Source organism: Mesorhizobium silamurunense (assembly GCF_014843825.1).
Taxonomy (GTDB): Bacteria; Pseudomonadota; Alphaproteobacteria; order Rhizobiales; family Rhizobiaceae; genus Mesorhizobium; species Mesorhizobium silamurunense.
The window spans coordinates 31,775-57,470 of record NZ_JHQR01000216.1; the positions used below are offsets into that span (position 1 = coordinate 31,775).

Sequence of the window (25,696 nt, forward strand, 5' to 3'; positions counted from 1 at the left end):
CCGTCGGTCCCTCGTACTTTCTCTCCGAGGCGGCGGACGCCTCAAGTTCGCTGCGCCGCCGCCCTTGGGATAGGTGCCAATCCGGCGGAACCGGCCGACACCCGTTAATGTCGTACCCTCAACGCGCGTCCCATGTCGGCATCGGATATTTCGGCTTTTCGATGAAGCCCTTGCCGCCGTAGACTGCCGCCAGATTGCCGTCTTGGATTTGGACGACCGTCTGCGCCAGGTTGATCTGGCCGTTCTCGCCAAAGGCGACGGTGCCGTAAAGACTGTCGAAATTCAACTTGGCGATAGCGTCGCGCACCGCCTTGGGATCGATCGTACCGGCGGCCTCGACCGCTTTCGCCAGGGCCTCGACGTCGGCCGCGCCAGAGGCGGCGTGATAGTCGGGCGCATAGCCGTACTTGGCCTTGTAGGCCTCGGCGAAAGCGGCAGCATCGCCGAACCACCTGTCCTTGAGATCGGTCGACGGCAGCCAGGCGCTCATGCCGTACGCGTAGTCGGCATCCTTGCCAAGAGCCTTGCGGAAATCCTCGCTCGGCACGCCGACGGTAAAGGAATAGAGCTTCGGCGCCACCGAAAGGCTCTTGGCCTGCCGCACGAAGTTCAGGATCTCTGTTTCGTGCCCCGCCATCAACACGGCGTCGACATTGGCGTTCTTGACCTGCGAGAGAAGCGAATTGAAGTCGCTTGCGTTCGAGGTGTAGCGCTCGTCCAGCGCGATGGTGAAGCCGGCATCCGTGAGCAGCGGGCGCGTGCCCTTGGCCACAGACACGTCAAAGGAGTCGTCGGCGTAGAGCAACGCCACCGACTTCGGCGCGGGATCGAGTTCTTTCATCATCGCGATGGTGGAGCCGAAGTAGTTGCTCGCCGGTGCCAGCGTACCGAAGATGTATTTGAAATTGCGCGAGAAAATCTGGTCCGAAGCGCCCCCGCCCTGGACCATGGGAACCTGGTATTTTTCCGAAATAGCCGAATCGGCCAGTGCGAAGTTGCTGGCGAACGGCCCGAGCAGCAGGTTGACCTTGTCCTGAGTGATGAGCTGAGTGTACTGCCGCACCGACAGGTTTACGTCCGACTGGTTGTCGTAGAGCTTGAGCGCCAGCTTGTACTGTTTGTCGCCGACTTTGACGCCACCGGCTTCATTGATCTTGTCGATGGTGAATTCGTAGGCGTCCTTGTAGTAACGGCCGGTATTGGCCACCGGGCCGGTAAGCTGCACCGAGGCGCCCAAGACCAGATCTTCCGCCACGGCCGGCGCGCTGTAAAGGGCGACGGCTCCGAAAAGGGCGCCGGCAAGCCGCAAGGTATTGATCGACATGGCTTTCTCCCTGGTTATGTATGCCGGATGATACCTGCCTGAACGATCCTCGAGCTGTGCCGCCCGGCCGGCGCGATGGGGGCTCCTAGCTTACTCGAAAATGATCCGAGCGGTTCCTCTTTTTGCGATCAACATTCTCCGAGCCTCCTGGACTCGCTCAGCCTGTTGCTTGGTATAGGGACCCATCGGCCGGGTCGTTTCATCGCCCCGACGAACCCGGCAGTACCAGCGGCCACTGTCCGAGAAGATTTCAACCGAGGTCGGTGCCTCGTGGGCAGACTGCTTGGCGACCTCGTCGACGAATTTCACGATTCTTGAATGATGCTGGGCGGGCGCAGCAGTGCGCAAATCGCTGGTGACGCCAAGTTCCTGCTGCACTGTGGACATAGTCGAACTCCTTTCAATCACAACCAAATTCCGCTTCGCTATTTCTGACCGCGCTCTTCTCGGATTGGAGCGCCAGAGAGTGCCTGTTAGGTTGCCATTTGGCGTTCCATTTCCACCTCGACCTCCAGGCTCTCGATGTCGCGGAAGATCGAAGCGGCGGCCAGCGTGCGCCCCTCGCGCTTGTATCGCAGCAGGCAGTCCTTGGCACCGATGTCGCCGTCGACCGCGATCTCGTCCCATTGCCCGGCATGGCCGACATAGTTAATGGGAACATCGTAGTGCTGGCTCCAGAAGAACGGCACCGCGACAAATTTCGCGCGATGTCCGAGCATGTTCAGCGCGGCGGTCTGCCCCTGTCTCTCGGCAACCACCCAATGCTCGACCCGGATGTTCTCGCCACTGTGGGGATCGGGCCACTGCGCGATGTCGCCGGCCGCGAAGATCCCCGCCTCGCTGGTTTCCAGGAAGGCGTTGACGGCGACGCCGCGGTCAACGGCCAGCCCTGCCGCTTCGGCAAGCCCGGTGCGCGGCCTCACACCAATGCCGACGACGACGAAATCGGCCGCCACGGTACTGCCGCCGCTGAGTTGCACCTTCCCGCCGTCGATGCTGGTTGCGGTTTCCTCCAAGTGGAATGCGACGCCATGCCCTTCATGCAGGGCGCGGATGAAGTCGCCCATCTGCGGGCCCAGGACACGCTCCATGGGCCGCTTTTCCGGCGCCACGACATGGATGTCGATATCGCGCGCACGGAGAGCCGCGGCAACCTCGAGCCCAATGAAGCTGGCGCCAAGCACCACCACGCGGCGCGCGGTGGCGGCTCGTGCGATGATCGCCTTGCAGTCTGCGAACGAGCGCAACGTATGGACATGCGGCTGGTCGGCTCCGGGGACCGCCAGGCGGACAGGTTCCGCGCCCGTCGCAAGCAGAAGCCTGTCATAGGGGATCCTTTCTCCATCCGCGAGGACCACCTGCCGCGAACGGGCATCGACCTGAACGGCTTCCGTCTTGAGACGCAAGTCGATGTTGTTCTTGGAATAGAATTTCTCCCCGCGGAGTGGAATCCAGTCCTCCGGGGCTTTTCCGGCAAGGTAGTCCTTGGATAGGTTCGGCCGGTCGACTGGCGGCGTTTGGTCGTCGCTGAGCATGACGATGCTGCCCTGGAACTGTTCCCGCCACAACATTTCGGCCGCTGCGAACCCCGCCGCGCCGCCGCCTATGATGACGATTTTCTCAGGCACTTGGCCGGAGCTTCCGGAGCGCGGTTTCCGAGCTGTCCGTTTCAGTTTCTCGCCGACGAATATGCGGCCGTCCCGCTGTTCGACCGCCCAGCAGGCGAGAGGATTGAATGCGGGAGCGTGCAACGCTTCGCCCGTCCGCAGATCGAAGCAGGCATGGTGCCAGGGACAGCGGACGGTATCATCCGCGACAAGGCCGTCGACGAGCGGCCCGCCGTAATGCGTGCATGTCGCACTGACCGCGAACACCTCGGTGCCGCGGCGCACCAGCAGGACCTGGTCGTCGCCACATCGGCCGACCAGCTTGCCGCCATCAGGAAGGTCCGCGAGCGCGATGCCCTGAATCAGATCCGGTCCAGTCGGCTTACTTTGGTCTTGGGCCATTGCCTTCTCCCTTGGCGTTCCGGAAGCGGATGCGCCTTTTGCGGTCGAGAAGCCGGAATTCCTTAATCATAGCTTTAGAACTCAGCGACAGTTTCTCGCCACTCCAGACATCCTGCAAACGAATTTAATCGGCAGTTGCGAGCAATTTTTATGATAGGAGCCGACGGGCCGCGTGCACTTACAGGATCGCTTGCCCCGTCTTGCTCCAGTCGGCAAGAAAAGATGCCAGACCCTTGTCGGTGAGCGGATGTTTGGCAAGGTTTCTAAGTACTGCTGGCGGTACGGTTGCGATATCGGCGCCTGCGATCGCCGCCTGTTTGACATGGAGGGGTGTTCGAATTGAAGACGCGAGGATATCCGTCGTGATTGATTTGTCGTTGTCATAAATCGCGCGGATTTCTCGGACCACCTCCATGCCGTCCAGACCGAGATCGTCGAGCCTGCCGACGAACGGCGAAATGAAGGTCGCGCCTGCCTTGGCTCCGAGCAGCGCCTGGTTGGCTGAAAAGCACAGGGTGACGTTGACCTTGTGTCCGAGTTGGCTGAGCGCCCGGCAAGCTCTCAATCCATCCCAGGTCGATGGTACCTTGACGGCCACATTGGCGGCGATGTCGGCCAAACGCTCTCCCTCGGCGATCATGCCGTCGAAGTCGGCCGCTGTGACTTCCGCTGAAACCGGCCCCTCGATTGTCTGGCAATTCTCCTTGATCACGTCCCTGATCGGCCGGCCGGTCTTTGCGATAAGGGACGGGTTCGTGGTCACTCCGTCGAGAAACCCGGCGGTAGCAAGGTCGCGAATTTCAGATATGTCTGCGGTATCGACAAAGAATCTCATTGCGTTTCTCCTCAACCGGACGCGCTCAACGATTGGATCAATTTCCTTTGGTATGGTTCCCGGGGAGACGAGTTTGTTGTCGCTTTCGTGATCGCGCGCCCTATGTCGCTGAAGCCAGCGGCACGTGCATGAGCCGACGTGACGACTCTATCGATGTCTCAGCAAAATCTCTCTAAGGACGACGGCATCATTGTGGGCCTCGTCATGAGCTGAGTAGACGAGTGTGACGGCGCCCTCCTGCATGAGGCTGCGCAATTGGCCGAGTTCACCGCGATGCTGATGGATTTCCGCCGCGTATCGCCGGCGGAATTCATCCCATCGGGCCGGATCGTGTCCGAACCATTTCCGAAGCTCGGTACTTGGCGAAAGTTCCTTCATCCAATAATCGATGGCGGCTTCGGACTTCCTGACCCCGCGCGGCCAAAGCCGGTCAACCAACACCCGCTTGCCATCGTCAGTAGAAGGGCTCTCATATGCCCGTTTCAATTTTACTTTCTCGTTGAAGATACCTTCGCTCATCGACGTCGTATCCCGTTCATCTCCGTGTCGTTGACAGCATCGAGAAGGCTGGAGAATTTTGTCCTCAAGATCACCTCGTCTGCCCGATCCGATACGAACACGAAGATGTCGCCGCGATATCGCTCGATCCAGTGACGGCCTGTACCATAGCTGCGCAGATAGTCACCGATCTGATGGACCGTGGAGTATCCCAAACCCTTGTGCAGGAGAAACTTCGTCAAGATTGTGCTTTCGCAAAGGGCTGGTTGACCGTCTCACTCATGGCCCGACCTTCTGGCCTTGGGCATTGAACTGTTTCAGATAGGCGATGACATCGGCGATCTCCTGGTCCTTGCTGAGACCGGCGAATGTCATCTTTGTGCCTAGCACCAGTTTGCGCGGCGCGCGCAGATAGGTCGTCAGCGTCGGTTCATCCCAGGTCAGACCCGAATTCCTGTTCGCCGCGGAATAGCTGTAGCCCGGATACGTACCGGCCGCTCGGTCGACGACCCCGTTCAAGACCGGACCTACCCCGTTCTTTGCGTCAGGGCCGACCTTGTGACAGGCCATGCACCTCTTGAAGATGACGGCACCGGCTTCGGCGTTGCCAGGAGATGGGTCTTGCGCATGGGCCGAACCAACTGCAGTGAGAATGGCGGCCGTCAATCCAAGCATGGTCGATTTCATGTTTGCTTCTTTCAATCAGCTGAGGGCTGATTCCGGCCGAACCGGCCCAGGGCAATATGGGGTTCGAAACACACCCAGCTCTGCCGGATCCGAACCGCGGATCCGGATCCGGCAGACGTCGTCTCAGGAGGGAACCAGTGGGCCGGGGTTCTTCAGATACTGGTTCTTGATCGCGTCCACTGCCCAGTAGGCAAGAGCGCCTACCGGACCGGTCGGATTCTTCCCGGCGTTCTGGGGAAACACGCAAGCGCCGGTGACGAATACGTTTGAGACATCCCAGACCTGAAGATATTTGTTCAGGACGCTGGTGCTTGGGTCGGCTCCGAAAACTGCACCGCCTGTGTTGTGCGTGCTCTGATAGGGCACGATCGAATAGGGCACGGGCGGCACGTTTCGATCGATCTTGGTCGCACCCATCTCCTTCGCGAGGGTCACGCAGATGTCGGCCTGAGCATTCATCTGCTTTATCTCGTTGTCCTGGAAATTGAATGTCATCCTCATAAGCGGACGTCCAAAAACGTCGGTGTAGGTCGGATCAAGGCTCAGATAGTTCTGCCGGTAGGCCATCACCGCGCCTTGATTGCCGACGCTGGCCGCGTGGTCATAATTGTCGACCACTGCCTTCTTCCACTCGGAGCCCCAACGAGGCGTGCCGTGCGGCGTTGGATGTGACTGGATGGGCCGAGCGCCCGAGTTGCTGCAACTGATGCCGCCGCCTCCGATGTAGCCGGCCTTCACGAAATCGTAGTTATCGCCGTTCAAATCATCCATGCAGGTGCCGAGCGCGCCTGCGCCCATGAAACGATTCAGAACGGTCTTCTTGTCGAAGAATGCGGTCGCCCCGCCACCGCACTGATAGGCATAGTTCCGGCCGACCACGCCCTTCCCGGTTGCCGGGTCGTAGGGCACGCCAATCCCTGACTGCAGCAGCAGGTTGACGTTGCCGAGCGCATAGGCTGACAGGATGATCAGGTCGGCAGGCTGTTCGAATTCGCGCCCGCGTGCGTCGAGATAGGTGACGCTGACCGCCTTCTTGCGGGTCGAATCGAGATTGACCTTCAGCACGATCGAATTTGTGCGCAGTTCGAAATTCGGGTTCTTCACCGCCAGCGGAATGACGGTGAAATGCGGGCTGGCCTTGGCATTCGCCTCGCAGCCGAAGCGCTCGCAGAAGCCGCAATAGTGACATTGGCCGAAGGCCACGCCATCAGGATTGACATAGTCGCGCGACGCGTTGGACGAGGGATTGGGAAAAGGATGGTATCCGAGATTGCGGGCCGCCTTCTCGAACATCACCATGCTCTGCGCGGCAGTCATTGGCGGATTGGGGTATTCTTCCTTTCGCGATCCCTCGAAGATATTGCCACCGTCGATTTTCCTGCCGTTAAGATTGCCAGCCTTGCCGGAGGTGCCGCATGTCTTTTCGAACTTGTCGTAGTAGGGTTCGAGATCATCATAGGTGATCGGCCAGTCCTGCAGGTGCATATCCGCGGGGATGATCTTTTCGCCGTACTTGTCGATCGTCCGGCTACGCGCTTGGTGATCCCATTCAAGCCAGCGCCAGGTGACGCCGTTCCAGTGCACGCCGGCGCCTCCGACGCCCTGGCCGGGCAGGAATGAGCCGAGTTGACGCATAGGCAGCGCCGTTTGCGATTCACTATTGCGGAATGTGATGGTTTCCCGCCGCACGTTCTGCATGAGGTCGTAGCGGGCTGCGTAGCGCAGTTCATCATGGATTTCAGGGTCGATAAAGTCCGGATTGGTGTCACGCGGGCCTCCCCGCTCAAGGGCGACGATCTTCAGCTTGGTGGACGCAAGCTCCTTGGCAATGATGCCGCCTGTCCACCCAAGACCGACAATCAGGACATCGACCGCGTTCAGTTTGGTGGCCATGTCAAAGTCTCCTTCTTCTTCCGCCGATTAAATGAGATCCTGGATGCCCTTCGGTTCAGCCTTGTATGGTTTGTTTCGAAACGGTTCGATTTTGTCCGTGTACATGGCATCCGCGCCGGGGAAGCCGATCATCTTCCAGGCAGCCGCCTCCTTGTTTCCGCCATACATGGGGTCCGCGAAATAACCCTCGATCGTGAGCTGCAGCAGGAGTCCGAAGAAGGTCGCGGTCGGCACTGTTGGAAGCTCAGTCTTCTTGCCGTCAAGGTCGGCCATCACCGCGGCGCGATCCTTTGCCGAAAGGGCCGCGAAGCTGCTCTTGTGGCTTTTCTGTACAACGGCATTGACATCGGCGATGCCCGCCCGGATCAGCTCCGAGGGCGTCATCGGCAATTGATAGCCCTGCTCGGGCGTACCCTCGCCAAATGGCCCTTCCAGATACAGCCGATCGCCCTTGCCGTATCCGCCGGCCATTTGCCGATCGATGTACGTCGCTACGCCGAGTTCCATGGCGCCGGGGCCAGTTGAATCGCTGGGAATGAGCGTATCGACCGCCGCTTCGACGAAAGCGGACTCGTCGAGATTGAAGAATTCGTAGCCGGGGCCCCCGGCATGAGGTGCGGCAGCGGCGTGATGATGTTTCGTATCTGTGGCGGTCGCAGCCATGATTTCGTCCGCCGATGCGGATCCACCAAGCGGCAGAGTACTCGCTGCCGCTCCTGCCGCGCCGAACAGTTTCAGAAAGTCACGACGCCCTACACCGCCTTGCCTACTCTTCTCTCTCGTCGACATGATTTCTCCTGTGACGCTGCAGGCAAAGGATGGGTGAGGATGGAGAGAGCTGGCGCCCTCTCCAACCGGCGCTGCGCAGCATCCAGCGCTAAGCTTGGTGGATTTGTCCGAAGCCTAGTGCTTGCGCTTACTATCTAGCAAACGAAATTCATTGACATTTAAGCGCAATTTTTATGCTATCTCGCTCATGGATATCGAGCTCGCGCGCACTTTTATCGAGATCGTTTCAACAGGGAGCTTCATTCGAGCCTCTGAGCGTTTGAATGTCGCCCAGACGACCGTAAGCGCACGAATCCGCAACCTCGAGCAGCAATTGGGCCGCACGCTTTTTGTTCGTCACAAAGGCGGAGCTTCGCTGACCCCGGCCGGTGAGCAATTTCTGCGCCACGCCCCGATGTTCGTCCAACTATGGCAACGCACCCTCCACCAGGTTGCCGTGCCCCCGGGACGCCGGGCTGTTCTGACGGTCGGCAGCGAAGTCAGCCTTGCGCAACCTCTTCTGCTCGATTGGGTCCGCTGGATGCGCCGCTCGCTGCAGGACATCGCACTTCGAGTACACGTCGATGTGCCGCGGGATTTGATCAATCAGGTCGCGTCTGGAATGGTCGACTTAGCTATCATGTACGCCCCTCCGCACAGACCGGGTTTGAAGATCGATCTGCTTCTGGACGAGAAACTCGTCCTCGTGACTACCAATTCCGAAACGCGCCTCCTGGATGAATCCGATTATGTTTATATGGATTGGGGGCCGGATTTTGAACTTCACCACGGGATGAATTTCCCGAGTGCTGCGCCGGATCTTTCTTTCGATCTCGGTCCGCTCGCGCTGAACTATGTTCTTGCGACCGGCGGCTCCGGTTATTTCAGGATGAGTTCCGTGCAGCCTCACATAGAAGCCGGCCGGCTGCACCTTGTGCCTGAAATGCCGCAGTTCTCCTATCCGGTTTACGCGGTGCAATCCGCAAGTGCGGACGAGAGCGTGGTAGGTCCTGCCCTGGCAGGATTGCATTCCGTCGCGAGCGCCGACATCAAATTGTAGTCGTTCTTGTTAGGGGTCTATATGTCCGCTTGGATTGACGGGAAAAGAAGGTCGACCGTTGTTCCTATTCCTTGTTCACTCCTTATCCTGATCCGACCGTCAACCATCTGCGCCAATGCCTGCACTTGCAACATTCCTATCCCGGTGCCCTTCTCACCCTTCGTCGTGAAGAAGGGGTCGAACACCCTTCGCAAGATTTCCGGAGCCATGCCGCAACCACGGTCTTTGACGCGAACGCATGCGTAGGTTCCGGGCCCGGGCGGGTCAGGCGTCGGGGCCGTCTGTACCAATCGCTCAGTGCTGACGCGGATCTCCCCGCCACTTGGCATTGAATCTCGTGCGTTCATGACGAGATTTAGCACTGCAGCGTCGAACAGCGCCGGGTCGATCAAGCAGTCCGGGATATCGGAACCAAGCTCCAGCTTGACGCGGACATCGGGTCCTGCGCCATACCTCAGGAAAGGCTCGAAAGACCTGAGGAACTCATTCAAATTGCCAGCATGGATATCGAGTTCCTGATGTTTTGCGAAAGCCAGTAGCTGTGACGCTAGTTCGACCCCTCGATCGATTCCTTCCCGCGCTGCCGCAATGTAGGCCCGCACGGTTTCGGGCTCGTCGGCTCTTTTTGCGGCGGACCTCAAGCCGGATTCGATTACCGTTAGGAGGTTTCTGAAATCGTGGGCAATACCGCCGGTCATCTCGCCTAAGGCGGCAAGCCGATGTGTGGCTCGCTGACGTTGCTGGGCAGCGGACCGAGCACTGAGACGCCTTTCCGCCACCTGAGAGCGCGCGTCGCGCTTCGCCCGCGGTTTATTATCGTATGGAAACGCGCTGCCTGTCATGATGGTCCGTCCCTATCGATCACTGACGACAAGCAGGAAACTCGCGCCCCCATCACATCGTCGTATTTTGGGTTCTCCTTGTCGCTGGTCCTCATGCCGCCTAGACGCAGATCTAGGCGTGCCGGACGATCCCTTTCGTCATGATGTCTTCGACCGTCGGAAACGCCTTGAGGGCCACCTCTGGGAGGTCTCCATTCGTGCCGACCAGTTCAGTCCAGCCATGCATTTCGGGTTCGCCGACAATGATGCGGCCGACCATTCCAGCATGCTCATGCGGAATGCAAAAATAGTCATAGACCCCCTGTTCGGTGAAGGTGACCGAAAAGCTCTCGTTGGGCAGGAGATAGTCGGAATCCCAGGATTTTGCGGCCTTAGGCATGCGCAGCGGTCGCTCGAAGTTTGCGGGATTGTAAGCCGTCGTCGTGTGGGAATTGCCGGGATTGAGGTTGATCCAGCGGATCGTCTGTCCTGGTTTGATGAGAATGCCTATCGGGTCGAACCAAACGTGTGACCCGTCTTCGTTCCCTTGCATCTTGATTTCAACAATCTCGCCGCCCCACACGGCCAGTGAAGAGAGGGAAAGGGCGGCAGCGAGCCCGCCGCCCGCGCCCAGGATCTCACGACGCGTCAGTGTCATTTGGCGACCCGTGCCTCGTCAGCCGCCGAAACATGCCAGAGCACGACGTGGACATGCGGCTCTGCTACTCCCGGATGGCCGGCATTGTAGTAGACGTCGACATGGTCGACATTGCCGCCGGGTGACGTGAGGTCGTCAAAACGCTTGTCCGGATTGAGGTCCCTGATCGGCAGCATATAAATCGTGCTGACAAGCTTGCCATCGTGGTCATAGGCAAGGAATGGGCCGGCCGGCAATGTCGTGGGATCAACGAAGAGTTGGCCCATGCCCGGTAGGAAGTCGGGCAGCTTCACAAGCTTGCTGACCTGTTCGTAAGGTGCGGCTGGCGGGGCTTTGGTGACCTCATCCGCCGCCATGGCGCAAAGGGAACCGCCCGTTGTCAGGGCAACTGCGAGGACGAGCTTTTTCATCACGACATCTCCACGTTGAACTAAAAATCGCGATGGCCGAAGATCTGGGAGAAAGTCCAAAAACCGATTTCACTTGCTGGCGCGGCCTGTTCGCGTCTGACCAGCAAGCAGGAGACTGTTCTGGTCGTCAAACGAAATTAACTGGCATTTTAGTGCATTATTTCTGCGGTGTGCACCTGTTTGCTTGATTTCGAAGAATCTTTCACTACCTCTGAATTGCTATGAATATTTTCAATCTCGATTTCCGGCGGGGGCCGAAACTCCTCAAAACGGGCCATTAGCCGGACGCGAGAAGCCCTGGCTTCGCGTCCGGGACAGTCAGGATCTCCACCCTCAGTCCACTGTGAACCCTGCACCTGTTTAACCAGTGCGGCTTAACGCTCATTTGCGATCGCGTTTGGATCGACATGGAGGTTGACCCGGATGATCTCCGCCATCTTGCAAGAAGAAGACATTTCGCTTGACCTTGTGACCAAGGGAAAGCAATCAGCCTTGTCAAAAATTGCGATCAGGATTGCGCGGAGAACTGGGCTCGACGAGCAGATGGTTCTGCGCGGTCTTTTCGACCGCGAGCGCCTCGCCTCCACGGGCATCGGTCGTGGTGTCGCGATCCCCCACGCTGTGCTCAGCACAATCTATTCGCCTGTCGCGTCTTTGACACGCTTGGCCCCGCGCATCGATTTCGAGGGCCCGGACGATGACCCCGTCGATCTCATTTACACTGTGCTCTGGCCGCGCTCTGCCACTTCCGCCTTTCTCCCCGCCCTTTCGCAGATGTGCCGGCTGTTTCGGACATCTCAGGTTCGGGAGCAGCTCCGGCAGGCACGGTCATCTGATGAGGTGTTGGCGATTCTCGAAACTGAGCCGCATCAGGAATTTCCACCAATCTGCACACTTCCCGCGTCGGGCCTGGCCTTGTGATGTCTGGGCAGCTCAGTAATGCCTAGAATCCATTGACCCGGCGCATCCCCAGTCAAATAGGGGCTCGCTACCAGCCGATTGAGCGGCCTTCGCGCGACATTACAGCATCTTCGGATCCCTTTCTGCGCGGCAACCCCAACAGAATGTCGCGTCGTCACATTCCTCCGAGGGCCGTGCCGCGCTGCGGCAACGCGCGGTCTGGTTCCCCGCGGGCACTGCGAACCATCAGCCTCGCCGCCGAGCTATGTATCCGTTTTGACTCACGATCGCAGGCCTCAACGAAGACCATCAGGGAATTCGGACCGGGGCATGCTTCGCAAAGGCGAAGGCGACGGCGGCGACTTTAGACTCGCGCATATGCCGCCAACGACGTCATGGCTACGTGGAGCGCGAAATCGCGCGCAGCGTTCCGTACGCCTCCTCTATCGACCTGATCAATCATTTCTGCGACCTTACCGCCTGCCCACGGCGTAACGGGGTCGCACTCAATCCCGTCGCAACACAGCTTTCCAGGCTGCTCCGCTCGAGGCGCCGAGCCGTCAACTGACTTGAATACGGCGGGTCACCTGTCCGTTGCTCTCCCAATAGGTGTGTTTTTTGGCAATCCACGGATCGCTCATTGCCGGCTGAATGTTGCCGCTCTTATCGATCGCGCGCGAGGTGACGGTGTGTTCCCCAGCGGACGGTTTGGGCCAGTCCAGAGACCACATCTTCCAGGCGAACTCCGCCTCTTCGGTGCCGTCCATGGTCGCCGGCATCCACGGCCCATCGTCGATCTTCACCTCGACCCGGTCGATCGGCGCACCCCAGGCCGCTCCGACGATCCGATAATCGCTGCCGATATGAGTCACCCGAGCCGGCGCCGATTTGAGGTGCGCCCGTCCGACGGACGTTTCTACCCACACGGTCTCGCCATTGTGGTCTTCCTCGCGGAGCGTGACGTAGTCGCGTCCCATGAACCGGTTCTCGAAGCGCTGGTCGCGCACGTCGATGCGCTTGAGCCATTTCGCGTTTGCGATCCCGTACCAGCCGGGCGCTATCAGCCGAACCGGGAACCCGTTATCGGCCGGCAAGGGAGTTCCGTTCATCTCGTAGCAAAGGATGTTTTTTGGATCCATGGCGTCTGCGAGCGACATGCTGCGCGCAAAGTTCTGCTTGAACTTAACGTCATCGGCCCGCTTGATCTCGCCTTCGTCGGCGGCCCAGAAAACGACCTCGATGCCGCCGTCGAGAACGCCGGCCTCCTTTAGGATCGGGGCGAGCGGCGTGCCCGCCCAGCGCGCATTACCGATGCCGCCGTTGAAAAACGGGAGGCCGGTATTGCCCGAACATTCGACTGTGAACGTCACTTCCTGGCGCGGCCGGGCCTTGATGTCGGCGAGCGTCAGGGCCATCGGCTTTTTGACTAGGCCGCTGATTTCGAGCTTCCACGTGCCTGCGTCGATGACCGGCCTGTTGAAATGCGCAATTGAAAAGAACCTGTCGTTGGGCGTCACCCATGAATCGAGGTCCTCCCAGACGAGTTGATTCTTGATGACCTCCGGCACCGGGTTCGGCGGCAGTTGATCGGTCCATTTGACGACTTCCTCGCCGGGCCGTGTAGGAAAAGGGTAAGCCCGCGAGGCATGGAGAGCGGCGATTGCGGCAAGAGCCGCGCTTCCTTGAATAAGTTCTCTGCGTTGAAGATGAGGCATGCTGTTTTCCCTCCCAGTTGATCCGGAACGGGCTGCAGCGTCCTTTTGAGCCGTAGCCTGATCACGGACAGGCGCACAATGAATGACCGCCCCACCCGGATGTCCGGACAGGTATCAGGCAATCAGCGAGGCATCTCAAGCATGTGAAGCATTGGACGAAACTCTACTTGGGTTTCGCCCCTGGAGAGTGCGCCTTTGAAGTTGAAGTGTCCACAACTTGGACGGGATAGTGACTTTGCGGTGTTCGACTTGGTTTCCCGGTCCTGCCAAAAGTCGGAGCGCCTCGGATCGCTATCGAGCGGGATGGCAACTTCCAGGCTAATCGAAAGCTCAATTTGCGCGTGACCAATTCAGGCCCATGACCCGACGCTGCCTTTCCAAGCAATCACCATAGAGATCCGGATCGGTTGAAAAGCTGCAGTTCATTCAGTTCGTCGTAACGAGCGCCCTGCGCCGACCGATCCCGATCCGTAGGGCCGGATCTGGCGCAATCGCGACCCCTAGCTTGGCGGTGGCGAAGCGGGCCTCAACGGCCGACAAGAGGCGCGTTGCAGCCGGCCGGGCTTCCCAGAATGAACACGCGAGATTCGCGATCCGGACGACACGCTCTTGCGTGACAGCTCTCTGTTATGATCTGGTCGGATCACGCTTGAAGGCCTGATATCTTTTGGAGATCGAGGCGCGCGGTGAACTCGACCTGCCCGAGCATGTGCAGGCTCTTCTCCACTCAACGATGTGGAAGGGATGAGACCGACAGCTGAGCCGGTCAACTCCCATCAGATCGTCCGCAACTCACCGGCTGACGTCTTTCCGGAACGTTCGTCTTGTACCAGTTCGTAGCTGATCTTCTGGCCATCATTGAGGCCTCGCAAGCCGGAGCGCTCGACGGCAGAAATATGCACGAAACATCCGGACCGCCCTGATCAGGCTGAATGAAACCAAAACCCTTTTGCGAATTGAACCATTTTACCGTTCCGGCAGAGGCGCGAGCGCGGAAGTCTTTGGAGTGATCGACCTCACCAGCAAAATTGATGCCCAGATCGGCGCAATCAACTTGGGACGCGCCATCCAGTTCGTCGCCAATGCGTCGGTCCTTGGCTATGACGTTCGTGGCGCGATGGTTTTCTATGGTGAGCCCGGAACGCCAAGTCTAAGAAAATGGGACTGCGAGCGGTTGTGGGCGCAGGGCGCCCTGCTCCAATCTTAGACGCATTTCAGAGCACCGCTCCCAAGCGGGTCTAGACGGTTATGCCGAAACTGAGCAGCGGCCGGCACGTTTCAGCTTAGCGGGGTAAGGCCAGCATCGCGCCGGCCTTGACCGCCAGAGTCTGGGGGACAGCACCCGGCTGCGAGAACCGTTTTTCGGACATTTCTCCTTTTAGTAACGATTTTCATGCACTAGAATCGTTTTTCATGAATTCGGGTAGTCTGACCAAAATTCGACAAGGTACGGTTTTCATGGCTGCCTCACAGCAGCATCAGTTTTCAGGGCCTGTGAACGTTTTTCAGGAAATACGCCTTCCTGAAACAGCGACCCCGGCTGGTTACAGCGCGCTGATCGGCGCCTACGGGCTCGCCGTGCCTTTGCCGCGGATGCTTTCCGCCACCGGCGAGCATCACCGCATCACCGAGCGGGACGGCTGGCGCATCATGACGCCGCGCCACGCGCCGCATCCCACGCTCGAAGGCCACCTGACCTTTGCGCTCAAGTACGAGGGACTCGATCTCGCCGTCCTCAAGCGATTATTCCAGGCGACTGGCCCCGCGACGATCGAGGCACTTGTTCGCGCAAGTCCGACCGGCAGTTATGCCCGCCGCATCTGGTTTCTATACGAGTGGCTCACCGGAACGCGCCTCGATATGCCGGACGCGGACGCCGGACGCTACGTTCCGGTGATCGATCCCGAACTGCAATGGGCGGCGCCGGGAATCACGGCGTCGCGCTACCGCGTGAAGGACAACCTGCCCGGTACGCCGGATTTCTGCCCGCTGGTCTTCCGCACCAAGGCTCTGAACGAATTCATCGGCATGGCGCTGCCGCAGCGCGCGCAGGCAATCGTCGCCAATGTGCCGCGCGACCTTCTTGCAAGAACCGCCGCCTTCCTCCTGCTCAAGGACTCGCGCTCAAGTTATGCCATCGAAGGCGAGCGTCCGCCACAGGACCGCATCCAGCGCTGGGGACGCGCCATCGGCGAAGCCGGCCGCCAGCCTATCGATCGCGACGAACTGCTGCGCCTGCAAAGAATCGTTCTTGGCGATACCCGGTTCGTGAGACCCGGCTTTCGCCAGGAAGGCGGCTTCGTCGGTGAGCACGACCGCGACAGCCGCGTGCCGCTGCCCAATCACATCAGCGCCCGGCCCGAAGACCTGCCCTCGCTCATTGACGGCATGGTCGCGTTCGACCGCGCCCCGGCGCAAGGTCTGGATGCCGTCATCGCCGCCGCGATCCTCGCTTTCGGCTTCGTCTACATCCATCCCTTCGAGGATGGGAATGGGCGTATTCACCGCTACCTGATCCACCACGTGCTTGGCATACGCGGCTTCAACCCGCCCGGCGTAGTGTTCCCGGTCTCGGCCGCCATCCTCGATGAGATCAATGAGTACCGGCGGGTGCTCGAGAGCTATTCGCGGCGCCTGCTGCCGCTGATCGAATGGGAGCCGACACCGCAATTCAACGTACGGGTCCTGAATGACACCGGCGATTTCTACCGCTTCTTCGACGCAACGCCGCACGCCGAATTCCTCTATGCCTGCGTGCGCAGAACCGTTGAGCGGGATCTTCCCGACGAAACTGCCTTCCTGCAGCGCTATGATCAGTTCCGGCAGCAAGTTGACGCCTTCATCGACATGCCCGAACGGCTGACTGACCTGCTCTTCCGCTTCCTGAAGCAAAACGGCGGCCGGCTTTCGAACCGCGCACGCGAACGGGAATTTGCTGCCCTAACGGATGCGGAAGAAGAACGCATCGAGGCGATTTATCGCGAGGTTTTCGGCAATGACTGACGCGAGGGCGAGCGCCGTCAATTTATCCCGAATGGACCGAATACCGTAAAAGAAGGATCTCGATCCGCGCGGCATGCAGAATAGCAGTGTCAGCCCATATCAGTTGAACTCGTCGAGGCCATGGGCGAGTGGTTCGTGCGCGTGTGTGAGGGCAACGGGTAGTTCGCCGACCAGTGACCTGTCGCGGCTCAAGGCGCTCTATGTTCCGCATTGGGTGATGTGGAAGCAGGAATGGAATGTTGCGATCGAGGCCTTTGTCCGGGGCGGCGGCACGCTGATCCTGTCGGCGCTGACGGGCCAACCACATCGTTCGTGAGCAGGCACCCGGGCGCGGGCTTTCGGCGCTGAGCGGCGTCAAGGTCGCCGAGTTCGGCCGCCTCGTTCCGCGAGGCGGCGCCGGCCTGTTTCCGCTGTTCCGCCAGGCCGCGGCGGGCGCCTATGTGCCTCCGGCGCCACTGCCGGCCTCGTCGGCGGAGCGCAAGTACCACTTCACCTTCGGCAACAGAGAGTTCGAGGCCGCCCACCTCTACGAACTGCTTGAGGTCGGGCCGGACACCGAGGTTCTCGGCACATGGTCGGACCGCTTTTGCGCCGGACAACCTGCGATCACTTCCCGGCAAGTCGGCCAAGGCCGCGTCGTCTATGTCGGCACCTATCTTACGCCCGACCTTGCCGAAGCCATTGCCGATGTCGGGCGGGCGTGGCGCCTCTGCTTCCTGAATTGCCTGATGGAGTGGAGGTGTCGGTCCGCGAGGCTGAGGACCGACAACTGATGTTCATTCAAAACACCACGGGGGTTTCCGTCGTGGTGCCGGGCGTGCCCCGGGGCCTGGACCTGCTGACCGACCGTCCAGCAGTCGGGCCCTTGCAGCTCGAAGCCTATGGCTGTGCGGTGATTTCACTCAGCTCTTGAGAAGGTATGGCCGACAGGGCCATCGCGTTCAGGTATTCACGCCGAGTTCGTTCGTATCTCTGGTCCTATGTTCATTCGTGCCTTGGCCCACAGCCGCCGCGGCACCTGCTCAGGAACCATTCCGTCAAATCTAGCTGTCTCAATATTCTCGACGAATTCTGAAATGGGCTGAATGTCCGGTGGGCGTTCGGCTAGCTGTCGAAGGACCGCCTCGGCCTCTTCAGGCGTCGTCTCCAGAACGGTCACGCCCACTTCGTGCACAGCGCATTCAAGACCTGCCGAAACCATCGTGATGGCGAGAACGGCATTGGCTTCGGTGCCTCTCCAGGTCGGGACGTGCGTATCCTTCCCTGCCGGGAGGAATCTGATCTGCGGCAATCCGAGCTCCCTCCCCTGACGCTGGAAGTCAACGGCGGCCGCATCGAGATAGGCGGGAATGTCGCCGCCTTCCAGGACCGCTCGCATCTCGGCCGAGAGCCTGTCGTGGACAGGTTCGCTCATCACGTTGTCGAACTGACGAATCTTCCCGGACCGATGCCGCTCGACCTCGAGCACCTTGCTGCGGTCGTCCACCGATCGATGCGCCAGCGCTGCCCGGCGAACGCAATCACCACTCCGACGGCGCGCGGTGGCGAACGATCCGATGGCGGCCGAACTGATGGACGCCATGCTTGATCTGACTGCGGTTCATGTCGCGGACTGTGCACACTAGGCGGCGGGTCCATGAAGCCCGCCGGACGCGCGTTCCGGCGCAGGCAGGCTGATCCGCGACCAAGTGAATCAGCCTCGATTCCGCTGTCGCTTGGCACCGGCGAATATGGTCTCATCCAGTCATGGCGATGACGGCGGACCAGCTTCCCGACGATCCGGATGTGCTGAAGGCGATGGTCCTGGCGCGTGACGTCGAGAATGCTCGCCTGACCCAGATCATCAAGGAATTGCAGCGCCACCGCTTTGGCCGTCGCGCTACCGCTTCCTGGAGAAAACGCCTACCGCAAACTCGACAACGTGACGCTAACAGCGCACGCGGCCTATATGACCGGCGACGCCTATCAGGAGCTGTGGCGCAGGACACTTGCCGTGTTCGACGAATTGCGGTTATCAGCCACGGCGTCACCAGTGCCGTCAAGGCGACATCCCGTCGCTTCGCGTCAACGACATGCGGACGGAACAATCTTGCTTCGACAAAGGCGTCGGTTCGTCGAATCCAAAGCGTATTCTTGTGCGCATTCCGCGGCGTGTTGATGAAAAGGGCGAAGAATGGGACCGTTCCTTCCGATCGCCAAGGAGCAATATCAGGCGATGATTTCGAGCCTGAACTGGGGAGGGGAATCCCGGGCAGACTTCTCAGCGTTCGGCATGTCGGCGAATACTATTACACCTCGCCCTTTGGCTTGAAAGGCGCTGCGTTAATCGCGTCGTTCATGGACGGCTGGGAAGAAGACGTCAGTCTTCGACACTTCAGGCTCCGCCCATGTAAATATCCATGATCTGACGGTCGTCGCGCACGTCTTGCGGGCTGCCCTCGAAGCGTTTCGAGCCGGCGGCCAAGATGTAGAGTTTGTCCGCGATCGGCATGGCTTCGCGGATGTTCTGCTCGACCATCAATATGCCAATGCCTTGCTTCGTCAGCGTCGTGATGCGCTCCAGCGTCTCGATCACCATGGCCGGCGACAGGCCGGCGGAAGGCTCGTCGAGCAGGATAAAGCGCGGCTCCGAAACCAGTGCGCGGGCCAGCGACAGCATCGCCTGCTCGCCGCCCGACAACGCGCCGGCCGCCGTCTTGCGCCGCCTAGCCAGCGACGGATACTGGCCGATCAACATCTCAATGCGACTTTCCACCAGCCGCTTGTCGGCGATAGCGTAACCACCCATGCGCAGGTTCTCCATCACCGTCAGGCGCGGGAACACGCCGCCGCCCTGCGGCATCAGCACCAGTCCCTGCCGTACCACCTGGTGCACGGGCAGATTGGAAAGCACAGTGTCGCCAAGGCGGGCGGCGCCGCTCCACACCGGCAGCGCCCCGGCGATGGCCTTTAGCAAGGTGGATTTGCCGCAGCCGTTCGGCCCGAAGATGCAAGTGATTTTCCCGAGCTCAGCCGTCAGTGAGATGCCATGGACGACCTCCTGCTTGCCGTAGCCGGTGATGATGTTCTCGGAGGCCAGCGTGCTCATTGCGGGCGCCCCAGGTAGGTCTGCATGACTTCAGAATTGCGCACGATGTCCTCGAAAGAGCCGCTGGTTACCACCCGTCCCGAATCCATGACGATAATTCGGTCGCAGACGTTGCGAACCATCTCCATGTCATGTTCGATGACGAGGAAGGACACGCCCTGTTCGCGTAGCCGGGCAATCGCTTCCAGGATGATCTTGCGGATGTTGGGGTGGACTCCTGCTGTTACCTCGTCGAGCAGGATCAGCGATGCCTGCCGCATGACGGCGCGGCCAAATTCCAGCAGCTTCTGCTGACCGCCGGACAGGTCCGAGGCGCGGTTGTCGGCAACATGATCGAGCTTGAGGAGGGAAAGCGTCTCGGCCGCGCGCTCGTATGCGCCCTGCCAGTGACCTTCCGCCGCCGCTGCAAGAAGGTTGTCGGTCACCGTCATATTGTCGAACAGGGCCGGGATCTGGAAGGTACGGGCCAGGCCGAGCCGGGCGATCCTGTGCGCGCTCATTCCGGCGACGGCACGGCCGTCGAAGCGGATCTCGCCCTTGTCCGGCATCACCATGCCGGAGACGAGGCTGAACAGCGTCGATTTTCCGCAACCATTTGGGCCGATGAGTCCGGCGATCTCGTGCCGCCCGACCGCTAGTTCGACGCCGTTGGCGGCCTTGATGCCGCCGAAATGCTTAAAGAGCCCGCGCACACTCAGGATCGGATCGGCTGCCGACTGCATCCCGCCGTTCATGGATGCCCTCCCGCACCGGTGCCGACCAGCTTGTCCATGACCTTGTCCAGCGCGTCGTTCTTGCGCCTTGCGAACAGCCCGGCGATGCCGTTGGGCAGAAACAGCACCACCAAGACGATGGCGGTGCCGAGGATGGCGATGTAGAACGCGGTGTCGCCCCAATACATCCAAATCAGCCGGTTCACGACGAACAACCCGACGCCGCCGATGGCCGGTCCCCACAGTGTGCCCAGGCCGCCCAGTAGCACCATTACCACCATCTGGTCGGTGATGTCGCCGCCGAAAACGGACTTTGGATTGATGAAGGTGACCCAGTAAGCGAAGATGGCGCCGAAGACGGACGCGGTGACAGCGCTGAGCACGAAAGTCTGCAGCTTGACCAGGGCTGTGTTGATGCCCATCGCCTCTGCCGCTGGCTCGTGGTCGCGTAGCGCCTTCACCTTCAGCCCGAAGCGGGAACGCTCGAACAGCGCCCAGGTGAGGAAGTACGCCAGCGCGGCGGTACCGAACATGGCGAAATAGAAGAAGCGTTCGTTGAGATACGGGGGCAGTCCGATACCCCCGATGCCGCCGGTGAAGTCCATCGCCGAAGCGAACTGGATCAGGACCTCGGCAAAGGCCCAGGTGGCGATGGCGAAGTAGGCGCCGCGCAGCCTCAGTGTCGGTGCGCCGATGATGACCGCGAACAATGCGGTCACCACCATGCCGGCGGGAATCGTAGCCGAGAAAGGCAAACCGAACGGATCGCCCATCAGGAACGCGGTCACATAGGCGCCGAGGCCGAAAAAGGCCGACTGGCCGAAATTGATGTAGCCGGCATATCCGCCCAGCATATTCCATGAGCAAGCGAGCCCCGCCCACATCAGTGCGCCGGTGGCAATGCGCAGCCAGTAATTGTTCACCGTCCAGGGCAGGACGCCTAGCACGACAATGATGATGGCGAGGAGAACGAGGCCTCGCCATTGCGGGTTTGTCGGTAGTAGCGCCATATCAGAGCCCCCGCCGCAGGATCCCACGCGGGGATACCAAAAGAACTAAGAACAGCGTGGTGAAGATCGCCAGCAGCGAATAGCTGGCACCGACATAGGTCGAGACAAAAGCTTCGATGACGCCTAGCAAAAGCGCCGCCACCAGCGCGCCCTCGACAGAACCCAGACCGGCAAGCACGGCTACGAAGAAGGCAAACAGCGTGTAGCGCAAGCCGACCTCCGGATTGACCGAATAGATCGCCCCCATCAGGACACCGGCCATGGCGGTGATGCCGGCATAAAGGCCATAGACATTGGCGCTCAGCCGTCCGATGTTGACACCCATCAGCGCAGCATTGTGCCGGTTCTCGGCCGTCGCGCGGATCGCCAGTCCGTAGCGGGTGCGATAGAGAAACAGGAAGAGCCCGCCGGCGATCGCCGCGGCGAACGCTGCTGCCACAACCCGGATCAATGGAACCGTGATCGGGCCGATCGCCAGGCTTTCGCCGCTCAGCGTGGTTGTGACGTTGCGGGTATTGAAGCCCCACGCGGTCAGCATGCCGCCGCGCAGTAGCGTGAACAAGCCGAAGCTGAGCGCCAGGGCCATCAACTCCGGCCGAGCCGTGCGGCTGTTACGAACATTATAAAGCACCGGGCCGATCAAATACCCGAGGGTGCCGAACAGGACGAAAGCCAGCGGAATCGCGATGAAGCCGTCGAGCCCGAGCCAGGCGGTGATATAGTAGCCCAGGTAGCCGCCCAGCACGACCCAGCCGCCGACCGCGAAGTCGATGACGTGCAACACGCCGAAGGCGAGCTGGAAGGCGATGGTAAATGTGGCGATGACACCTCCGATCAGAAGGCCATTCAGCAAGGTCTGGAGAAAAAGATCCAAGGCGGCATCCGTTTTTCGTCAGGGAACCGAGAAGGTGGATATTCTGGCAAGCCCGCATGAGCGAAGCGGAACGATCCGTCGTTTTACAGCTATGCGCATTCGTACCGCACCCATCGGCAGATGCGGGCGGCGAAACCGTCCGCATCTGCTCGAAACGCCTATTTCCAGGCCGGCAGTGGGTAAATGTAGTCGGCTGCCGCAGCCTCCTTCGGCCCGACCGCAACGGTCTTGCCGCCCTGGATCTGGACCAGGACCGGCACGGGCTGGATGTTGTCGTGGTAGTGCGGGCCGTCCTTCTCGAACTTGATCGGCCCGTAGAAGGTCTGGATGTCGGTTTCAGCGATGGCATCCTTCAGCGCCACTCGGTTCTCCGGCGTCAGCGCGGGCTTCTTGCCGAGGCGCTTCAGCGCATCGCCCAGCACCAGACCGCTGGCCGCGCAGGCGGCGGCCGTATAGTCTGGCTCCCCTCCCAGTTTCTTCTGCGCCATCTGGGCGAAGTCCTTGGCCGTGCCGAATACGTCGTCCTTGTAGGACACGGTAGGCAGCCATACCACTACGCCCGTCGTGCCGTCGGCGTCGGCGCCGAGCGCCTGCGCGAAGGCGGGATTGGTGATACCGTAGTGCATGATCAGCGCCTTCGGCCGGTAATTCAGCGACTTCGAAGTCTTGACCACGTTGAGCAGTACCTCCTCATGGCCGCCGACCGCGATGACGTCGGGATTGAGCGCGGCGATCTTGGAGATGACCGGCGTGAGATCCCCTTCCGGCGGCACCAGCTCGTAGGTGACCACTTCGAGGCCGGCGGCCTTGGCGCCGTCGCGAAAACCTTCGCCCGTCTCCTTCGAGAACGGCTCGTTGACGCTGATCACAGCCACGGTCTTCGCGGCGGGTTTGGAAAGCTTCGCCAGCACACCGAGCGACAGGCCCGAAGTTGTATCGACCGCCGGGATAATGCCGAAATTGAACTCAGGCTTCGCCTTCCAAACATTGGGCGATTCCGCCGAACCGGAGATCATCGGCACCTGGTACTTTTGACAGATCGGCTGTACGGCAATGGTCGAGCCGCTGGTGTAGGGACCGAACAGCACGTCGACCCCGTTTTGCACGATCAGCCGCTCGGCGGCGTCTGCACCCGTCGCCGGGCTGCTCTGGTCGTCGCCGTAGAACATCTCGACCTTGAAGCGGTCACCAGCTACCTCCACCCCGCCCTTGGCGTTGATCGCATCCGCCCAAAGATCATAGCCCTGTTTGGTCAGGTTGCCGCCAAGAATGTTCTCGCCCGAGAGCGAGGTGATCACGCCCGCCTTGAAGGTCGCTGCTTGGGCGCGCGCCGTTCGCACGAATGGCGTGCCCAATGCACTGGCCGTGATGGCCATGGCGCTGCCGCCAAGGAACCGACGGCGCGAGAAAGAACGGTCGATTGGAGCCATTTTGTAAATCCTCCCTTGCTTGTCATGGCGGTGAAGCCGTTTCCGATAACTTCCCACCGGTACTCCGATTGGAAAACCGGTGGCACTTTCGTTTACTTCGTCATGGGCAGCGCCCGTTCGCTCAGTGTCGACGCCGGTTTCAAATCAAGACGACACTGCTCATCGGACAATCTCGTAACCAGCTGGAATTCCACTCGCTTTTATGCATACGAGATCGATTTGACGTACACGGACTCCAGCCAAACACGCTGAACGCCCAACACCTACCTCGATCGCCCACTCGCCAATCCCATATATAGTTCCCAACCTGGCAGTTCCCACGTCCCAGTCGTCGCCTGGACAATTTTCCCTCCTTGCAACTTTTCTGTCAGGCGGCGGCATTTTTGGGCCGTTTTGCTCGGAAATTTTGCCATATGTGAGCCCAGTGTCGGCCGTTTTCGATCCCGGTTGCTGGGTCTGGTCATTGTCGTTACCAGTTGGTCGCGATGTATTTTGGTTGGAGATATTCAAGCAGACCGTGATGCCCGCCCTCCCGGCCGAGCCCGCTTTGCTTCATCCCTCCGAACGGCGCTGCTGGGTCCGAGACTACGCCACGATTGATACCGACCATCCCACTTTCGATGCGTTCGGCGACGCTCAGGGCGCGCCTGAGATCACCACTGAAGACGTAGGATATGAGGCCATACTCGGTGTCGTTCGCTAGCCGTACAGCCTCGTCTTCTGTATCGAAGGGCGTGACCGCTGCGACCGGCCCAAAGATCTCTTCCTTCGCGATATCGGAATCGAGAGATACGTCAGCTAGGACTGTAGGAGGATAGAAGAAGCCCTCGCCAGACCCCGGTTTACCGCCCGTTTCGATACGCGCCCCACGGGCAACGGCATCCTTCAGCAAGCGATCGACCTTCTCCACCGCGGTCGCTGTAATGAGCGGCCCGAGCTGGGTCGTTGCTTGAAGACCCGGCCCCACTGAAAGCGACGACATTTGCTCGGTAAGCCGGCGGACAAAAGCGTCATAGATGCCGCGCTGCACGTAGAAGCGATTCGCCGCAGTGCAGGCTTCTCCGCCGTTGCGCATCTTGGCGACCATGGCGCCGGCGACGGCATCCTCCAGATCCGCATCATCGAACACAATGAAAGGTGCGTTGCCACCGAGTTCCATCGAACAACTGATGACCCGGTTGGCAGCCTCGCGCAGGAGGATGCGCCCAACGGCCGTCGAACCCGTGAATGACAGTTTACGCACCCGACTGTCATGCAGCATCGCGCTCACCACAGGCCCCGCGGCCGTGGTCGTCACGATGTTGACGACACCTTCGGGCAAACCAGCTTCCATGAGGATCGCGCCGATCGCCAACGCGGTCAGCGGGGTCTCAGCCGCCGGCTTTAGTACGCACGTGCAACCCGCCGCGAGCGCCGGCGCGATCTTGCGGGTCGCCATGGCAGCGGGGAAATTCCAGGGCGTGACGAGAACGGCAATGCCAATCGGCTGGTATTGAACCAGGATTCGATTTGCGCCGCCCGGCGCATAGCCTATGTCGCCGAGAGTGCGCACCCCTTCCTCAGCGTACCAACGGAAAAACTCTGCGGCATAGGTTACCTCCGCGCGAGCGTCCGGGAGCGCCTTCCCGTTCTCCAGAGATATCAGTTGCGCTAGCCATTCGGCACGATCGAGCATGAGCTGATGGCAGCGCATCAGGATGTCCGATCGCCGGCGTGAGGGTGTTTGCCTCCACATCGTCGCAGAGGCCTCCGCAGCATCGATCGCCCGGATTCCGTCGGTGACGGCGCCGTCTGCGACAGACGCAATCGTGCGCCCATTGGATGGATCGGCGACATCAAACCGATTGCTGCCGGTTGCCCTTGTCCATTGGCCGCCCACCAGCAGCTCTACAGGAGCGCCTGCAATGATAGCCGCAGCATCCGCGCGAAAAGGTTCGATATCCCTTGCTGGCTGAGTCACACTCATCCTCTCGCGGCTTTAGAAAACCCGTGCAACCAAT

The 25,696-nt window shown here is 60.3% G+C and carries 28 protein-coding genes and 1 pseudogene; 8 read left to right on the forward strand and 21 right to left on the reverse strand.

All coding sequences use genetic code 11. The features are described 5' to 3' along the window. Positions 1-118: 118 nt before the first annotated feature. From DH10_RS23765 to DH10_RS23805, 9 genes are all read right to left on the reverse strand, one after another. Entirely contained in the window at positions 119-1,324 is a 1,206-nt protein-coding gene (locus DH10_RS23765; RefSeq protein WP_192248772.1) for an amino acid ABC transporter substrate-binding protein, read from the reverse strand. Positions 1,325-1,414: 90 nt separating this feature from the next. Next, positions 1,415-1,711 (reverse strand): hypothetical protein, encoded by a 297-nt coding sequence (locus tag DH10_RS23770; protein ID WP_192248769.1) that lies wholly within the window; start codon positions 1,709-1,711, stop codon positions 1,415-1,417. Positions 1,712-1,797: 86 nt separating this feature from the next. Next, positions 1,798-3,333 (reverse strand): FAD-dependent oxidoreductase, encoded by a 1,536-nt coding sequence (locus tag DH10_RS23775; protein ID WP_192248766.1) that lies wholly within the window; start codon positions 3,331-3,333, stop codon positions 1,798-1,800. Positions 3,334-3,511: 178 nt separating this feature from the next. Beyond that, the gene (fsa, locus tag DH10_RS23780) at positions 3,512-4,168 is read right to left on the reverse strand and encodes a fructose-6-phosphate aldolase (protein ID WP_192248763.1); all 657 of its coding nucleotides are present in this window, start codon (positions 4,166-4,168) and stop codon (positions 3,512-3,514) included. A 147-nt stretch (positions 4,169-4,315) separates the two neighbouring features. Beyond that, positions 4,316-4,687 carry a DUF488 domain-containing protein gene (locus DH10_RS23785; protein ID WP_192248760.1) on the reverse strand — a complete coding sequence of 124 codons (372 nt, stop codon included), beginning with the start codon at positions 4,685-4,687 and terminating at the stop codon, positions 4,316-4,318. Next, on the reverse strand, positions 4,684-4,908 hold the full coding sequence (locus DH10_RS23790) for a hypothetical protein (RefSeq protein WP_192248757.1): 225 nt from the start codon (positions 4,906-4,908) through the stop codon (positions 4,684-4,686). Before DH10_RS23790 ends, DH10_RS23785 begins: the two co-directional genes overlap by 4 nt. Positions 4,909-4,945: 37 nt before the next feature. Continuing rightward, a complete protein-coding gene (locus DH10_RS23795; protein ID WP_192248754.1) occupies positions 4,946-5,353 on the reverse strand; it encodes a c-type cytochrome in 408 nt (135 codons plus the stop codon). A 123-nt stretch (positions 5,354-5,476) separates the two neighbouring features. Beyond that, positions 5,477-7,246, reverse strand: a complete 1,770-nt coding sequence (locus tag DH10_RS23800) for a GMC family oxidoreductase (RefSeq protein WP_192248751.1) — start codon at positions 7,244-7,246, stop codon at positions 5,477-5,479. A gap of 27 nt (positions 7,247-7,273) precedes the next feature. Further along, positions 7,274-8,035, reverse strand: a complete 762-nt coding sequence (locus DH10_RS23805; protein WP_192248748.1) for a gluconate 2-dehydrogenase subunit 3 family protein — start codon at positions 8,033-8,035, stop codon at positions 7,274-7,276. A 187-nt stretch (positions 8,036-8,222) separates the two neighbouring features. Between DH10_RS23805 and DH10_RS23810 the strand changes: the two genes are divergently transcribed. Then, on the forward strand, positions 8,223-9,074 hold the full coding sequence (locus DH10_RS23810; RefSeq protein WP_192248744.1) for a LysR family transcriptional regulator: 852 nt from the start codon (positions 8,223-8,225) through the stop codon (positions 9,072-9,074). A 17-nt stretch (positions 9,075-9,091) separates the two neighbouring features. Here the strand turns inward: DH10_RS23810 and DH10_RS23815 are convergent, their stop codons facing one another. The 3 genes from DH10_RS23815 to DH10_RS23825 all read right to left on the reverse strand — a co-directional run bounded on the left by DH10_RS23815 (position 9,092) and on the right by DH10_RS23825 (position 10,963). Further along, the gene (locus tag DH10_RS23815) at positions 9,092-9,772 is read right to left on the reverse strand and encodes an ATP-binding protein (RefSeq protein WP_246506108.1); all 681 of its coding nucleotides are present in this window, start codon (positions 9,770-9,772) and stop codon (positions 9,092-9,094) included. A gap of 256 nt (positions 9,773-10,028) precedes the next feature. Beyond that, complete coding sequence (locus tag DH10_RS23820; protein WP_192248738.1) at positions 10,029-10,553, reverse strand: plastocyanin/azurin family copper-binding protein; 525 nt, start codon at positions 10,551-10,553, stop codon at positions 10,029-10,031. Beyond that, the gene (locus DH10_RS23825) at positions 10,550-10,963 is read right to left on the reverse strand and encodes a DUF5602 domain-containing protein (protein ID WP_192248735.1); all 414 of its coding nucleotides are present in this window, start codon (positions 10,961-10,963) and stop codon (positions 10,550-10,552) included. Before DH10_RS23825 ends, DH10_RS23820 begins: the two co-directional genes overlap by 4 nt. Before the next feature lie 423 nt (positions 10,964-11,386). On the opposite strand from DH10_RS23825, the gene DH10_RS23830 reads away from it, so the two are divergent. Beyond that, entirely contained in the window at positions 11,387-11,884 is a 498-nt protein-coding gene (locus DH10_RS23830) for a PTS sugar transporter subunit IIA (protein ID WP_192248731.1), read from the forward strand. 539 nt (positions 11,885-12,423) lie between these two features. Here DH10_RS23830 and DH10_RS23835 read toward each other — a convergent pair. Beyond that, positions 12,424-13,578: a sulfite oxidase gene (locus DH10_RS23835; protein WP_192248728.1), complete on the reverse strand. Its 1,155-nt coding sequence runs from the start codon at positions 13,576-13,578 to the stop codon at positions 12,424-12,426. Positions 13,579-14,354: 776 nt separating this feature from the next. After that, a pseudogene (locus DH10_RS23840) lies at positions 14,355-14,611 on the reverse strand (cold-shock protein). On the opposite strand from DH10_RS23840, the gene DH10_RS23845 reads away from it, so the two are divergent. The 5 genes from DH10_RS23845 (at position 14,585) to DH10_RS23865 (ending at position 17,494) form a co-directional block, all read left to right on the forward strand. Beyond that, positions 14,585-14,785: a hypothetical protein gene (locus DH10_RS23845; RefSeq protein ID WP_246506142.1), complete on the forward strand. Its 201-nt coding sequence runs from the start codon at positions 14,585-14,587 to the stop codon at positions 14,783-14,785. The pseudogene DH10_RS23840 and the gene DH10_RS23845 overlap by 27 nt on opposite strands. Positions 14,786-15,036: 251 nt before the next feature. Then, complete coding sequence (locus DH10_RS23850; RefSeq protein WP_192249207.1) at positions 15,037-16,581, forward strand: Fic family protein; 1,545 nt, start codon at positions 15,037-15,039, stop codon at positions 16,579-16,581. Positions 16,582-16,726: 145 nt separating this feature from the next. Further along, complete coding sequence (locus tag DH10_RS37695; protein WP_192248721.1) at positions 16,727-16,897, forward strand: beta-galactosidase trimerization domain-containing protein; 171 nt, start codon at positions 16,727-16,729, stop codon at positions 16,895-16,897. A 124-nt stretch (positions 16,898-17,021) separates the two neighbouring features. Then, the gene (locus DH10_RS23860; RefSeq protein WP_192248718.1) at positions 17,022-17,354 is read left to right on the forward strand and encodes a beta-galactosidase trimerization domain-containing protein; all 333 of its coding nucleotides are present in this window, start codon (positions 17,022-17,024) and stop codon (positions 17,352-17,354) included. Next, entirely contained in the window at positions 17,354-17,494 is a 141-nt protein-coding gene (locus DH10_RS23865) for a hypothetical protein (protein WP_192248712.1), read from the forward strand. The genes DH10_RS23860 and DH10_RS23865 overlap by 1 nt, the downstream gene beginning before the upstream one ends. Before the next feature lie 36 nt (positions 17,495-17,530). Here the strand turns inward: DH10_RS23865 and DH10_RS23870 are convergent, their stop codons facing one another. Further along, positions 17,531-18,163, reverse strand: coding sequence for a hypothetical protein (locus DH10_RS23870; protein ID WP_192248709.1), 633 nt, complete (start codon positions 18,161-18,163; stop codon positions 17,531-17,533). A 164-nt stretch (positions 18,164-18,327) separates the two neighbouring features. Here DH10_RS23870 and DH10_RS23875 point away from each other — a divergent pair, with 164 nt between their 5' ends. Further along, positions 18,328-18,984 (forward strand): hypothetical protein, encoded by a 657-nt coding sequence (locus DH10_RS23875; RefSeq protein ID WP_192385440.1) that lies wholly within the window; start codon positions 18,328-18,330, stop codon positions 18,982-18,984. Here DH10_RS23875 and DH10_RS23880 read toward each other — a convergent pair. The 6 genes from DH10_RS23880 to DH10_RS23905 all read right to left on the reverse strand — a co-directional run bounded on the left by DH10_RS23880 (position 18,956) and on the right by DH10_RS23905 (position 25,662). After that, positions 18,956-19,669: an ABC transporter ATP-binding protein gene (locus tag DH10_RS23880; RefSeq protein WP_192248703.1), complete on the reverse strand. Its 714-nt coding sequence runs from the start codon at positions 19,667-19,669 to the stop codon at positions 18,956-18,958. The two genes, DH10_RS23875 and DH10_RS23880, sit on opposite strands and share 29 nt — an antisense overlap. Beyond that, entirely contained in the window at positions 19,666-20,403 is a 738-nt protein-coding gene (locus tag DH10_RS23885) for an ABC transporter ATP-binding protein (RefSeq protein WP_210327845.1), read from the reverse strand. Before DH10_RS23885 ends, DH10_RS23880 begins: the two co-directional genes overlap by 4 nt. Further along, a complete protein-coding gene (locus DH10_RS23890) occupies positions 20,400-21,392 on the reverse strand; it encodes a branched-chain amino acid ABC transporter permease (RefSeq protein WP_192248700.1) in 993 nt (330 codons plus the stop codon). The genes DH10_RS23885 and DH10_RS23890 overlap by 4 nt, the downstream gene beginning before the upstream one ends. A gap of 1 nt (position 21,393) precedes the next feature. Beyond that, positions 21,394-22,266 carry a branched-chain amino acid ABC transporter permease gene (locus DH10_RS23895; RefSeq protein ID WP_192248697.1) on the reverse strand — a complete coding sequence of 291 codons (873 nt, stop codon included), beginning with the start codon at positions 22,264-22,266 and terminating at the stop codon, positions 21,394-21,396. A 158-nt stretch (positions 22,267-22,424) separates the two neighbouring features. Continuing rightward, positions 22,425-23,696: an ABC transporter substrate-binding protein gene (locus DH10_RS23900; protein WP_192248691.1), complete on the reverse strand. Its 1,272-nt coding sequence runs from the start codon at positions 23,694-23,696 to the stop codon at positions 22,425-22,427. Positions 23,697-24,165: 469 nt separating this feature from the next. After that, positions 24,166-25,662, reverse strand: a complete 1,497-nt coding sequence (locus DH10_RS23905; protein WP_192248688.1) for an NAD-dependent succinate-semialdehyde dehydrogenase — start codon at positions 25,660-25,662, stop codon at positions 24,166-24,168. Positions 25,663-25,696 lie beyond the last annotated feature (34 nt).

What these genes read in the sequence shown, in the direction of transcription:
- DH10_RS23765 (WP_192248772.1), bottom strand. Translation starts at nt 1,324, where the DNA reads ATGTCGATCAATACCTTGCGGCTTGCCGGCGCCCTTTTCGGAGCCGTC.
- DH10_RS23770 (WP_192248769.1), bottom strand. Translation starts at nt 1,711, where the DNA reads ATGTCCACAGTGCAGCAGGAACTTGGCGTCACCAGCGATTTGCGCACT.
- DH10_RS23775 (WP_192248766.1), bottom strand. Translation starts at nt 3,333, where the DNA reads ATGGCCCAAGACCAAAGTAAGCCGACTGGACCGGATCTGATTCAGGGC.
- fsa (WP_192248763.1), bottom strand. Translation starts at nt 4,168, where the DNA reads ATGAGATTCTTTGTCGATACCGCAGACATATCTGAAATTCGCGACCTT.
- DH10_RS23785 (WP_192248760.1), bottom strand. Translation starts at nt 4,687, where the DNA reads ATGAGCGAAGGTATCTTCAACGAGAAAGTAAAATTGAAACGGGCATAT.
- DH10_RS23795 (WP_192248754.1), bottom strand. Translation starts at nt 5,353, where the DNA reads ATGAAATCGACCATGCTTGGATTGACGGCCGCCATTCTCACTGCAGTT.
- DH10_RS23800 (WP_192248751.1), bottom strand. Translation starts at nt 7,246, where the DNA reads ATGGCCACCAAACTGAACGCGGTCGATGTCCTGATTGTCGGTCTTGGG.
- DH10_RS23805 (WP_192248748.1), bottom strand. Translation starts at nt 8,035, where the DNA reads ATGTCGACGAGAGAGAAGAGTAGGCAAGGCGGTGTAGGGCGTCGTGAC.
- DH10_RS23810 (WP_192248744.1), top strand. Translation starts at nt 8,223, where the DNA reads ATGGATATCGAGCTCGCGCGCACTTTTATCGAGATCGTTTCAACAGGG.
- DH10_RS23815 (WP_246506108.1), bottom strand. Translation starts at nt 9,772, where the DNA reads ATGACCGGCGGTATTGCCCACGATTTCAGAAACCTCCTAACGGTAATC.
- DH10_RS23820 (WP_192248738.1), bottom strand. Translation starts at nt 10,553, where the DNA reads ATGACACTGACGCGTCGTGAGATCCTGGGCGCGGGCGGCGGGCTCGCT.
- DH10_RS23825 (WP_192248735.1), bottom strand. Translation starts at nt 10,963, where the DNA reads ATGAAAAAGCTCGTCCTCGCAGTTGCCCTGACAACGGGCGGTTCCCTT.
- DH10_RS23830 (WP_192248731.1), top strand. Translation starts at nt 11,387, where the DNA reads ATGATCTCCGCCATCTTGCAAGAAGAAGACATTTCGCTTGACCTTGTG.
- DH10_RS23835 (WP_192248728.1), bottom strand. Translation starts at nt 13,578, where the DNA reads ATGCCTCATCTTCAACGCAGAGAACTTATTCAAGGAAGCGCGGCTCTT.
- DH10_RS23850 (WP_192249207.1), top strand. Translation starts at nt 15,037, where the DNA reads ATGGCTGCCTCACAGCAGCATCAGTTTTCAGGGCCTGTGAACGTTTTT.
- DH10_RS23865 (WP_192248712.1), top strand. Translation starts at nt 17,354, where the DNA reads ATGTTCATTCAAAACACCACGGGGGTTTCCGTCGTGGTGCCGGGCGTG.
- DH10_RS23870 (WP_192248709.1), bottom strand. Translation starts at nt 18,163, where the DNA reads ATGGCGTCCATCAGTTCGGCCGCCATCGGATCGTTCGCCACCGCGCGC.
- DH10_RS23875 (WP_192385440.1), top strand. Translation starts at nt 18,328, where the DNA reads ATGGCGATGACGGCGGACCAGCTTCCCGACGATCCGGATGTGCTGAAG.
- DH10_RS23880 (WP_192248703.1), bottom strand. Translation starts at nt 19,669, where the DNA reads ATGAGCACGCTGGCCTCCGAGAACATCATCACCGGCTACGGCAAGCAG.
- DH10_RS23885 (WP_210327845.1), bottom strand. Translation starts at nt 20,403, where the DNA reads ATGAACGGCGGGATGCAGTCGGCAGCCGATCCGATCCTGAGTGTGCGC.
- DH10_RS23890 (WP_192248700.1), bottom strand. Translation starts at nt 21,392, where the DNA reads ATGGCGCTACTACCGACAAACCCGCAATGGCGAGGCCTCGTTCTCCTC.
- DH10_RS23900 (WP_192248691.1), bottom strand. Translation starts at nt 23,696, where the DNA reads ATGGCTCCAATCGACCGTTCTTTCTCGCGCCGTCGGTTCCTTGGCGGC.
- DH10_RS23905 (WP_192248688.1), bottom strand. Translation starts at nt 25,662, where the DNA reads ATGAGTGTGACTCAGCCAGCAAGGGATATCGAACCTTTTCGCGCGGAT.